The sequence below is a fragment of the Cupriavidus sp. 01T418 genome (genome assembly GCF_056398885.1).
This window is the reverse complement of the sequence record NZ_JBFTQG010000030.1, coordinates 43,961-55,774: the sequence shown is the minus strand read 5'-3', so window position 1 is coordinate 55,774 and position 11,814 is coordinate 43,961. Positions and strand designations below refer to the sequence as shown.

Here is an 11,814-nt window from a genome sequence, read left to right as displayed (position 1 = left end):
CGGTGGCCTTTATCCCTTGAGCGAGTCCACGCCGCGGTTGGCCAGGGCGTCGGCGCGTTCGTTGCCCGGATGGCCGTTGTGGCCGCGCACCCAGTGCCAGGAGATATCGTGTTGCTGCGCGAGCTTGTCCATTTCCTGCCACAGGTCGGCGTTCTTCACCGGCTTCTTGTCGGCGGTTTTCCAGCCGCGCGCCTTCCAGCCCGGCAGCCATTCGCCGATGCCTTTCTGTACGTACTGCGAGTCGGTGTAGACCTTGACCCGGCACCGCCGCTTGAGCGCGCGCAGGGCTTCGATCACGGCGGTCATTTCCATGCGGTTGTTGGTGGTCAGGGACTCGCCGCCGAACAGTTCTTTCTCGTTGGTGCCGGAGACCAGCACGGCGCCCCAGCCGCCGCGGCCGGGATTGCCTTTGCAGGCGCCGTCCGAGTAGATGATGACGTCTTCGATTTCGTTGGCTTGCATTGGGTAGTGGCTGAGGGTGGTGCCGCAATGGGGCGGCGCCGACCGGGGTGATTGAGTGTGCGCAAGCGGTGCTTAGTGCTCGTCGCCGGGGGACTTGCCGTGGGTGCCCGTCGGCGTGGCCACCGGCGCGGCAACTGGCGACAGCGCAGCCTTGGGGCTCTTCCAGGCAGGGCCGACCAGGCGGATATTGCGCACGCGCTTGACCGCGGAAATCATATAGACTGAACCGAAGATCGGCCACCAGCGGTCGCCGGCCTTTTCCATGAAGGCGGCGCGCTGCAGCCAGCGCTCGGTGTGGTACGGCGGGCAATAGCAGCCGAACCGGCCGCGGATAATATCGAACCCCAGCAGTTTGAGCCAGTCCTTGATGCGCACGAAACCGATCGACTGGCTGTCGTTGGGCAGGAAGGGGTCCGCGCCCAGGCGCTTGAGGCCCTGGCGCGCGCCCCACAGGCTCATGGGGTTGAAGCAGGTCACCACGACCCGGCCTTCGGGCATCAGCACGCGCGATACCTCGCGCAGCACCTCGTGGGGGTCTTCCGAGAACTCCAGGATATGGGGCAGGGTGATCAGATCGATACTTTGGGTCTCGAACGGCAGTTCGTCGAAGCGGCACAGCAGCTGGCGGGCGTCGGGCTTGGCGCGTGGGCCATGGGGGCCGTTGCCGGGCGCGAGCGCCAGCGCGGAGAATGGCATGCGGTTCTCGCGCAGGGTATCGATGTGCGGCAGGCCGAGCTGTACCGCGTGGTAACCGAAGATATCCACGACGGTCCGGTCGTACTGTGCCTGCTCCCACTTGAGCATGTATTGCCCGGGAGGCGAGGCAAGCCAGTCTTCCCAATTTATAATCGGACGCTTGGACATAGGAGCACGCATGTTGAAGGTGGAGCCGATTCCCGCATTCCAGGATAACTATATCTGGGCTATCCACGATGGTCACTGCGCCGCCGTGGTCGACCCGGGAGAAGCCGCCCCGGTCGAAGCCTTCCTGGCACGCGAGGGACTGGTGCTGGGCGCTATTGTAATCACCCATCACCATGGCGATCACCAGGGCGGGGTGGCCGAGCTGCTGGCGGCGCATCCGGCGGCGCCGGATGGCTCGCCCTTGCCGGTGATCGGGCCGGCCGGCGAACGCATCGGCGCCCGCACCGTGGACGTGCGTGAAGGCGACACCGTGGACGTGGCCTATCCCGCGCTGCAATTCAGGGTGCTCGATGTGCCGGGCCACACCGCTGGCCACGTCGCCTATGTCGCGGATCTGCCCGGCGCAGGTCCGGCCGTGTTCTGTGGCGATACGCTGTTCGCCAGTGGCTGCGGCCGCCTGTTCGAGGGCTCGCCGGCGCAGATGCTGGCTTCGCTGGACAAGCTGGCGGCGCTGCCCGGCGCCACCCGCGTGTTTTGTGCCCACGAGTACACCCGCAGCAATGTGCGCTTCGCGCGGGCCGTGGAGCCGGACAATGCCGCGCTGGCGGCCTGGGAGGCGCGCGTGGAAGCCTTGCGCGCCGCCGGCACGCCTACGGTGCCGACGACCGTTGCCCAGGAGCGCGAGGTCAATCCCTTCCTGCGTTCGCGCGAACCCGCGGTGCGCCGGGCGGTGGCGGCCCATGCGGGCGGCCCGGCCGCCAATGACGCCGCGGCGTTCGGCGCGCTGCGTGGCTGGAAGGATAATTTCCGCTGATTCCCGATTGCCGCGCGCCGGTGTGCGGAGCCCGCGAGCGGTGGGCCCGACTGGCCGGGGCGGCGATTTTCGTGTGTCCGACATGCCCCTGCCGGTGCCCTCGTGGCGTCGCCGCCGGGAAAATTTCATTGACGCGAAAGCCGCTTTTTCTTAGCATCAGGCAAATTTTTAGCGTCACGATTTGAGAACTTAATGAAAATTGGTCGATTACTGGCGGTGGTTGCGTGTGCCGCGCTGCTTGCAGCGTGCGCCAGCACGCCAACCCCGCCCGGCGCCGCCGATGGCGTCACCACGACCGCCTCCGCCTCCAAACCTACGAATTCCAAGCCCGATCCGCTCAATTCGCTCAACAGTGCCAGCGTCATCGATATGGACCGCGACAGCCTCGACTGGATGCGCGGACCGTCGAGCGACATCTGGGAGCGCATTCGCCGCGGGTTCGCCATGCCGGACCTGGAAGGCACGCTGGTTGACGATCGCACGCAGTGGTATGCGCAGCGCCCGGAATACATGGAACGGATGGTCGGGCGCTCGAGCCGCTACCTCTATCACATCGTCGAGGAGCTGGAGCGCCGCAAGATGCCCACGGAGCTGGCGCTGCTGCCCTTCGTGGAAAGCGCCTTCAATCCCCAGGCCGAGTCCACCGCCAAGGCGGCGGGCATGTGGCAGTTCATTCCCAGCACCGGCAAGACCTACAACCTGAAGCAGAACATGTTCCGCGACGAGCGGCGCGATGTGCTGGCTTCGACCGACGCGGCGCTGGACTACCTGCAGCGGCTGTACGATATGTTCGGCGACTGGCAACTGGCGCTGGCCGCGTATAACTGGGGCGAGGGTGCGGTCTCGCGCGCTATCGCGCGCAACCAGGCGCGCGGGCTGCCGACCGATTACGCCAGCCTGAGCATGCCCAACGAAACGCGCTACTACGTGCCCAAGCTGCAGGCGGTCAAGAACATCATCGCCAACCCCGCAATGTACGGGGTGAAGCTGCCGGATATTCCCGATCATCCGTACTTCGTCACGGTGACCACCTCGCGCGATATCGACGTCTCGTTGGCGGCCAAGCTCGCCAATATGCCGCTCGACGAGTTCAAGGCGCTGAATCCGTCCTTCAACCGGCCGGTGATCCTGGGCGCGGCGAATCCGCAGATCCTGCTGCCCTTCGATAACGCGGAGCGCTTCCAGTACAACCTGAACACCTACCGGGGCGGCCTGTCGAGCTGGACGGCGGTGACGGTGGACAATCGCGAGCGCATCGAGGCGCTGGCGGCGCGGCTGAATATCGATGCCGACACCATCCGCGAGATCAACCGCATTCCCAAGGGCATGCGGCTGAAGGCCGGTTCCACCGTGGTGGTGCCGCGCTCGGAGGATCACAACCAGGACATCAGCGCCACGCTGGCGGACAACGCCATGATGTCCGTGGAGCCGGATGTGCCGGATGCGCGCCGCGTGGTGGTGCGCGCGGGCCGTCGCGATACGGTGGTTTCGCTGGCGCATCGCTACGGCGTGTCGCCCGGCCAGGTGCAATCCTGGAACAAGCTTTCCGGCACCAAGCTGGTATCGGGGCAGAGCCTGGTCTTGATGGTGCCCACGCGGTCGGCGGCGCGGTTCGCCGGCGCGCCTGAGCCTGCGCCCACCGCTTCCGCCCCGGTTCCGGTTCGCGCGGAGCCGGTGCGCGGATCGGCCAAGGGCCACGCGGCCGGCCGCCAGCGGGTGAGGGTGGAGGTGGCGCCGCACAAGGCTGCCGCCGGCACCGGCAGGACGGCGGGCAAGGCCACATCGGCGGCGCCGGCCGCCAAGGCCGGTGCCAAGGCAGCCGCGAAGTCCAGCGGCAAGGCGGCCGCGGCAGCGCCGGCCAAGACCAAGGCGCACGCGCGCTGAGTGCGGGTTTGCGCGAAGAACGGGTTTGAGCGATATCAAGGGCGTGCCAATGGCACGCCCTTTTGCCTGGTGGGGTGCACCAACGGTAAGCCTTGCGTAAGGCGCTGTCCCCAGACTGGTGGCAAACTAACCGGCAGCGGCAAGCGGCAGCCGGCCGTTCACCGGTTACCGACAACCTGCAAACAAATAACCCGCATTCAAGCGGAGGAGACAAGCCATGACGGCTACCCGTGCACTGCACGCCCGCTCGCTGAGCGACCCCGAAGCTTTCTGGGCCGAGCAGGCTCGCCGCATCGACTGGGAAAGCTCATTCGAAACCGTGCTGGACGATAGCCGCGCGCCCTTTACCCGGTGGTTCGTGGGCGGGCGCACCAATCTCTGCCACAACGCCGTCGACCGTCATCTGGCGGCGCGCGCGGCACAGCCTGCGCTGATCTACGTGTCGACCGAAACCGGCCAGCACCGTAGCTACAGCTACGCGGAGCTGCACGACGAGGTCAACCGCATGGCCGCGATCCTGCAGCAGCTGGGCGTGGTCAAGGGCGACCGCGTGCTGATCTACATGCCGATGATTCCCGAGGCGGCGTTCGCCATGCTGGCCTGCGCGCGCATTGGCGCCATTCACTCGGTGGTGTTCGGCGGTTTCGCCTCGGTCAGCCTGGCCGCGCGTATCGACGACGCCCGGCCGCGCGTGATCGTCAGCGCGGACGCCGGTTCGCGCGCGGGCAAGGTGGTGCCCTACAAGCCGCTGCTCGACGAGGCAGTGAAACTGGCAACGCACAAGCCTGAACGCGTACTGCTGGTGGACCGCCAGCTATCCCCGATGGCGCTCACGGCGGGCCGCGACGAGGACTACGCAGCCTGGCGCGAGAAGGTAGGCGCGGCGCGCGTGCCGTGCACATGGCTTGAATCGAGCGAGCCCTCATACGTGCTCTACACCTCCGGCACGACCGGAAAACCCAAGGGCGTGCAGCGCGATACCGGCGGCTACGCGGTCGCGCTGGCGACCTCGATGGACTACATTTTTTGCGGCAAGGCTGGCGATACCATGTTCTCCAGCTCCGACATCGGCTGGGTGGTGGGGCACAGCTACATCGTCTACGGGCCGCTGCTGGCCGGCATGGCCACGCTGATGTACGAAGGCACGCCGGTGCGCCCGGACGGCGGCATCCTGTGGCAGCTGGTGGAGCAATACCGCGTGAACGTGATGTTCAGCGCGCCCACCGCCATCCGCGTGCTGAAGAAGCAGGATCCGGCCTGGCTCACGCGCTACGACCTGTCCAGCCTGCGCCTGCTGTTCCTCGCCGGCGAGCCGCTCGACGAGCCCACCGCCAGCTGGATCCAGCAGGGCATCGGCAAGCCGGTGGTGGACAACTACTGGCAGACCGAGACGGGCTGGCCGATCATCGCCATCCAGCGCGGCATCGACCCGCTTCCGGCCAAGCTGGGATCCCCGGGGGTGCCGGTGTATGGCTACGACCTGAAGATCGTCGACGAAGCCACCGGCGCCGAATGCCCGCCGGGACAGAAGGGCGTGGTCGCCATCGACGGGCCTTTGCCGCCGGGCTGCATGACCACGGTCTGGGGCGACGACGAACGCTTCGTCAAGACCTACTGGTCCAGCGTGCCGGGGCGCCGCTGCTATTCCACTTTCGACTGGGGCGTGCAGGACGAGGATGGCTATATCTTTATCCTCGGCCGTACCGACGACGTGATCAATGTAGCGGGCCACAGGCTGGGCACGCGCGAGATCGAGGAGAGCATTTCATCGCATCCGGCGGTGGCCGAGGTGGCGGTGGTGGGTGTGCGCGATGCGCTCAAGGGGCAGGTGGCGATGGCGTTCGCGATCGTGCGAGACGCGGGCCGCACCGCGTCGCAGGCCGACCGGCTCGCCCTGGAGGGCGACGTGATGAAGACCGTCGAGCAGCAACTGGGCGCGGTGGCGCGACCGGCGCGCGTGTTTTTCGTCAACGCGCTGCCGAAGACGCGCTCGGGCAAGCTGCTGCGCCGCGCCATGCAGGCCGTGGCCGAAGGCCGCGATCCCGGGGACCTCACTACGATTGAAGATCCCACCGCGCTGGCGCAGCTCCAGGCGGCAATGCAAGGCTGAAGAGCCCTGGCCGCCGCGCGCCGGAAGGCGGGCGGCGGGTGGTGGTGGCGGCGCTTTGGAGGGCCGGGTACGGGGTGCTGGCCGGTCCGGCGGGCGGGCGCTGCGCCGCGGCAGAGATTGTCCTTGCCAGTCCGTCGGATGCGTACTAATATTTTAAGCATCAAATATTTAAACATGATCTAGATGCGCTTCCGCGCATCGCATGTACCGCACGGGGCCCACGCCAGGTGGGCCCGGACCGGCGCGCAGGAGACGACAAAATGCGAGTGTTGTGTATCGGTGGAGGCCCCTCGGGGCTGTACTTCGGCTTGCTGATGAAGCTGCGGGATCCTTCCAACGAGGTCTACGTCGTGGAGCGCAACCGGGCCTACGACACCTTCGGCTGGGGCGTGGTGTTTTCCGACGCCACCATGGACAACCTCAAGCAGGCCGACCCGGTCAGCGCGCAACAGATCAACGAGGCGTTCAACCACTGGGACGATATCGACATCCATATCGGCGGGCGCACCATGCGCTCCGGCGGGCATGGGTTTATCGGCATCGGCCGCAAGCGCCTGCTCAATATCCTGCAGGCCCGCTGCGAGGAACTTGGCGTGCACCTGGTGTTCGAGACCGATGTCACGGACGACCAGGCGCTGGCGCAGCAATACGAGGCCGACATCGTGATTGCCTCCGACGGCGTCAACAGCCGTGTGCGCGGGCGCTACGCCGAGACCTTCCAGCCCGATATCGATACCCGCCTGTGCCGCTTTGTCTGGCTCGGCACGCGCAAGCTGTTCGACGCCTTTACCTTTGCCTTCGAAAAGACCGAGCACGGCTGGTTCCAGGCCCATGCCTACCGTTTCGACGACAACACCTCCACTTTTATCGTCGAGGCGCCCGAACCGGTCTGGCGCGCCGCCGGCATCGAGCAGATGAGCCAGGAGGAGGGCGTGGCCTTCTGCGAGCGCCTGTTTGCCCGCTACCTGGACGGCAACGCGCTGATCAGCAATGCCACCCACCTGCGCGGTTCCGCCAACTGGATCCGCTTCCCGCGCGTGATCTGCGGCACCTGGGTGCACTGGAACACGCTGGCCGACGGCCGCCGCGTGCCGGTGGTGCTGATGGGCGACGCCGCGCACACCGCGCATTTCTCGATCGGCTCCGGCACCAAGCTGGCGCTGGAAGATGCGATCGACCTGGCCAACAATATCCGCGATGCGGGGCCGAGCGGCGTGGACGTGCTGCCGCAGGCGCTGGAACGCTACCAGGCCAAGCGCAGCGTCGAGGTCCTCAAGATCCAGAATGCGGCGCGCAACTCCACCGAATGGTTCGAGAACGTCGAGCGCTATGCCGGCATGGCGCCGGAGCAATTCGCCTATTCCTTGCTGACGCGCTCGCAGCGCATCTCGCACGAGAATCTGCGCGTGCGGGATCGTGGCTACGTCGAGGGCTTCGAGCGCTGGCTCGCGGGACAGGCCGCGGCCAATGCTGCCAATGCCGCCAACGCCGGGCCGGTTGCCGATGCACGCGCGGTGCCGCCGATGTTCACGCCTTACCGCGTGCGCGGCGTCACCCTGAAGAACCGCGTGGTGGTGTCGCCGATGGCCATGTACTCCTGCGAGGATGGCGTGCCGGGCGACTTCCACCTGACCCACCTGGGCGCGCGCGCGCTCGGCGGCGCCGGCATGGTGGTGGCCGAGATGACCTGTACTTCGCCGGATGCGCGCATCACCCCGGGATGCCCGGGTTTGTGGAACGACGAGCAGCGCGACGCATGGCGCCGCATCGTCGATTTCGTGCACGCCAACAGCGACGCGCGCATTGCCATGCAGATCGGCCACTCCGGGCGCAAGGGCTCGACCCAACTTGGCTGGGAAGCGATGGATTACCCGCTTGCCAGCGGCAACTGGCCGGTGATGTCGGCCTCGCCGCTGCCCTATATGCCGGGCATATCGCAAGTGCCGCGCGAAATGAGCCGTGCCGACATGGATAGTGTGCGCGACGATTTCGTGGCCGCCGCGCGGCGCGCCGCCGAGGCCGGCTTCGACTGGCTGGAACTGCACTGCGCCCACGGCTACCTGCTCTCCAGCTTTATCTCGCCGCTGACCAACCAGCGCAGCGACGAATACGGCGGCACGCTGGCCGCGCGGCTGCGCTACCCGCTCGAAGTCTTCGCGGCGGTGCGCGCGGTGTGGCCGCAGGAACGCCCGATGTCCGTGCGGATCTCGTCGCACGACTGGGTCGAAGGCGGTATCACGCCGGACGACGCGATCGAGATCGCGCGCGCCTTCAAGGCCGCCGGCGCCGACATGATCGACTGCTCTTCCGGGCAGGTGAGCCCGGACCAGGCGCCGGTGTATGGCCGCATGTACCAGACACCGTTCGCCGACCGCATCCGCAACGAGGCCGGCATTGCCACCATCGCCGTCGGCGCGATCTTCGAAGCCGACCACGTCGACAGCATCATCGCCGCAGGCCGGGCGGACCTGTGCGCGATTGCCCGTCCGCACCTGGCGGATCCGGCATGGACGATCCACGAGGCTGCGCGGCTGGGCCATCGTGACCTGGCCTGGCCCAAGCAATACCAGGCTGGCAAGCGCCAGCTTGAAACCAACCTGGAGCGCGCTGCGCAACTAGCGCAGCAGCCCCGCCAAGCGGAGGACCACTAAGCATGAGCGCGCAACTATCCCTGCAGGGCAGGCACGCGCTGGTCACCGGGGGCGGGCGTGGCATCGGCGCCGCCATTGCGCACCGTCTGCTCGCACACGGCGCCAGCGTTACCCTGCTGGGGCGCGACGCGGCCACGCTGGCAGCGACAGCCGATGCACTGGCCGAGGCGGTGGTCTCGCCTGCCATGCTCGGTACGGTGACGGCGGATATATCGCAGGCGGACAGCGTGACGGCGGCGTTCGCGCAAGCGGCCGGCCGCGCGGGCCCGATCGACCTGCTGATCAACAACGCAGGCCAGGCGCGCAGTGCGTCCTTCGCCAGGACCGATCTCGCGCTGTGGCAATCCATGCTGGAGGTCAACCTCACTGGCACCTTCCTGTGCACGCAAGCGGCGCTGCCGGGCATGCTGGATCGCGGCTGGGGCCGTATCGTCAATGTGGCCAGCACGGCCGGGCTGGCCGGCTACGGCTATGTCAGCGCCTATTGCGCGGCCAAGCACGGCGTGATCGGCCTGACCCGCTCGCTGGCGCTGGAAGTGGCGAGCAGCGGCGTGACCGTCAATGCGGTCTGCCCCGGCTATACCGAGACCGATATCGTACGCGACGCGGTCGCCAATATCGTGAGCAAGACCGGCCGCACGGAAGCGCAGGCCCGCGCCGAACTGGCCAAGGGCAATCCGCAGGGCAGGCTGGTGCAGCCGGACGAAGTGGCGGACGCGGTTGCATGGCTGTGCCAGCCCACCGCCAGCGCCATCACCGGGCAGGCCATCGCGGTGGCCGGCGGCGAGGTCATGGCGGGTTGATGCCGGGCGCATTCAAGCCAACCGAACGAGCAAACCGAACGAGCAAACCGAACAAGCAAGCGAGAAACGAGATGAGTGAAACAGCACTGGACATGCGCCACCACAAACGCAGCTTTGCGGGCTACCAGCCGCAGCATTTCCTGTGGTCGGTCTCGGCCGACGGCAAGGTCGGCACCGTGACGCTGAACCGCCCCGAGCGCAAGAACCCGCTCACCTTTGATTCCTACGCCGAACTGCGCGACCTGTTCCGCGGACTGTGCTACGCCACGGACATCAAGACGGTGGTGATCAGCGGCGCCGGCGGCAACTTCTGCTCGGGCGGCGACGTACATGAAATCATCGGTCCGCTCACGCGCATGACCATGCCCGAGCTGCTCGAATTCACGCGCATGACCGGCGACCTGATCAAGGCCATGCGGGCTTGCCCGCAACCGGTCATCAGCGCCGTCGACGGGATCTGCGCGGGCGCCGGCGCGATGATGGCACTGGCCTCGGATATGCGCCTGGGCACCGGGCAGGCAAAGACGGCCTTCCTGTTCGTGCGGGTAGGCCTGGCCGGCGCCGACATGGGCGCCTGCTCGTTGTTGCCGCGCGTGATCGGGCAAGGCCGCGCGAGCGAGTTGCTGTACACCGGCCGGGCGATGAATGCGCAGGAGGGCCTGCAATGGGGTTTCTTCAACGCGCTGCATGCGCCGGACGCGGTGCTTGCCGAGGCCCAGTCGCTGGCCGCGCAAATCGCCGCCGGTCCGACCTTCGCCCACGGCGTGACCAAGAAGCTGCTGCACCAGGAATGGAATATGGGCCTGGACGAAGCCATCGAGGCCGAGGCCGAGGCGCAGGCCATCTGCATGCAGACCAGGGATTTCCGCCGTGCCTACGACGCGTTCGTGGCCAGGACGCGGCCGGTGTTCGAAGGCGACTGAACGCTGACTGAATGCCGACTGAACGCCGACTGAACGCTTAATGCAGAGGAAACGCACGCCATGTCCGACAAGAGTTATCTCGCCCTGCCGTTCTTCGACGACGCGCACCGCGAACTGGAACAACGGCTCGACGCGTGGGCCACGGCCTCGCTCGTGGTCGACCACAGCGACACCGACGCCGCCTGCCGCGCGCTCGTGCGCCAGCTTGGCGCAGCAGGGTGGCTGCGCTACTGCGTGCCCGCTGCCCATGGCGGCGCGCTCGACACGCTCGACTCGCGCTCGCTGTGCCTGCTGCGCGAGACGCTGGCCCGTCACGATGGCCTGGCCGACTTCGCTTTCGCCATGCAGGGCCTGGGCAGCGGCGCCATCACGCTGGCCGGCAGCGATGCCATGCGCGAGCGGTATCTGCCGCGCGTCGCGCGCGGCGAGGCGATTGCAGCGTTCGCCCTGTCCGAGCCCGACGCCGGCTCCGATGTCGCGGCGATGCAATGCCGCGCGGTGCCGGACGGCGATCACTACGTACTCGACGGCGAAAAGACCTGGATCTCCAACGGCGGCATCGCCGACTTCTATTGCGTGTTCGCCCGTACCGGCGAGGCGCCGGGCGCGCGCGGCATTTCCGCCTTCGTGGTGGATGCCGATACGCCGGGCCTGACCATCGCCGAGCGCATCGACGTCATGGCGCCGCATCCGCTGGCCACGCTGCGTTTCGAGAACTGCCGGGTGCCCGTCGGCGCGCGGCTGGGCGAGGCGGGGCAGGGCTTCAAGGTGGCCATGATGACGCTCGACATCTTCCGCGCCTCCGTGGCTGCCGCCTCGCTGGGATTCGGCCGGGCCGCGCTTGACGAGGCGCTGGCCCGCGCCGTCGCGCGGCCGATGTTCGGTGGCGTGCTGGCCGACCTGCAGCTGACGCAGGCCGCCATCGGCGACATGGCCACGGCCATCGACTCGGCTGCGCTGCTGACCTACCGCGCCGCCTGGCTGCGCGATGTGGCCGGTGTGCGCACCACGCGCGAAGCGGCCATGGCCAAGATGGTGGCCACCGAGAATGCGCAGCAGGTCATCGACCGCGCGGTGCAGATGTTCGGCGGGCTCGGCGTCAAGGTGGGCACGCGCGTGGAGAGCCTGTATCGCGAGATCCGTTCGCTGCGGATCTACGAAGGCGCCACCGAAGTGCAGAAGCTGATCATCGCGCGCGAAACGCTGGCGCAGCATCGCGCATAGCGCGATCAACGCGATCGGACAGGCAGGCGGCAGCAAACGGACAACCCATGCCAGCATCATCAGAATGAAGGAAGTGGAG

Annotated in this window: 9 protein-coding genes; 7 read left to right on the top strand and 2 right to left on the bottom strand. The window is 67.4% G+C overall.

The window, feature by feature from the left end; all coding sequences use genetic code 11:
- Positions 1-9 precede the first annotated feature (9 nt).
- Positions 10-447, bottom strand: coding sequence for a ribonuclease HI (gene rnhA, locus AC1DQ3_RS24520; protein WP_477122779.1), 438 nt, complete (start codon positions 445-447; stop codon positions 10-12).
- Positions 448-534: 87 nt separating this feature from the next.
- Positions 535-1,326, bottom strand: a complete 792-nt coding sequence (locus AC1DQ3_RS24515; RefSeq protein ID WP_477122752.1) for a class I SAM-dependent methyltransferase — start codon at positions 1,324-1,326, stop codon at positions 535-537.
- A 10-nt stretch (positions 1,327-1,336) separates the two neighbouring features.
- Here AC1DQ3_RS24515 and gloB point away from each other — a divergent pair, with 10 nt between their 5' ends.
- From gloB to AC1DQ3_RS24480, 7 genes are all read left to right on the top strand, one after another.
- Complete coding sequence (gloB, locus tag AC1DQ3_RS24510; RefSeq protein ID WP_477122751.1) at positions 1,337-2,140, top strand: hydroxyacylglutathione hydrolase; 804 nt, start codon at positions 1,337-1,339, stop codon at positions 2,138-2,140.
- Between the two features lie 192 nt (positions 2,141-2,332).
- Entirely contained in the window at positions 2,333-4,024 is a 1,692-nt protein-coding gene (locus AC1DQ3_RS24505; RefSeq protein WP_477122750.1) for a transglycosylase SLT domain-containing protein, read from the top strand.
- A 217-nt stretch (positions 4,025-4,241) separates the two neighbouring features.
- Entirely contained in the window at positions 4,242-6,134 is a 1,893-nt protein-coding gene (locus AC1DQ3_RS24500) for a propionate--CoA ligase (RefSeq protein ID WP_477122749.1), read from the top strand.
- Positions 6,135-6,394: 260 nt separating this feature from the next.
- Complete coding sequence (locus AC1DQ3_RS24495; RefSeq protein ID WP_477122748.1) at positions 6,395-8,785, top strand: bifunctional salicylyl-CoA 5-hydroxylase/oxidoreductase; 2,391 nt, start codon at positions 6,395-6,397, stop codon at positions 8,783-8,785.
- Between the two features lie 2 nt (positions 8,786-8,787).
- Positions 8,788-9,588 (top strand): SDR family NAD(P)-dependent oxidoreductase, encoded by an 801-nt coding sequence (locus AC1DQ3_RS24490; protein WP_477122747.1) that lies wholly within the window; start codon positions 8,788-8,790, stop codon positions 9,586-9,588.
- Between the two features lie 71 nt (positions 9,589-9,659).
- Positions 9,660-10,511 carry an enoyl-CoA hydratase family protein gene (locus tag AC1DQ3_RS24485; RefSeq protein WP_477122746.1) on the top strand — a complete coding sequence of 284 codons (852 nt, stop codon included), beginning with the start codon at positions 9,660-9,662 and terminating at the stop codon, positions 10,509-10,511.
- A gap of 60 nt (positions 10,512-10,571) precedes the next feature.
- Complete coding sequence (locus AC1DQ3_RS24480; RefSeq protein ID WP_477122745.1) at positions 10,572-11,735, top strand: acyl-CoA dehydrogenase family protein; 1,164 nt, start codon at positions 10,572-10,574, stop codon at positions 11,733-11,735.
- Positions 11,736-11,814: the final 79 nt, after the last annotated feature.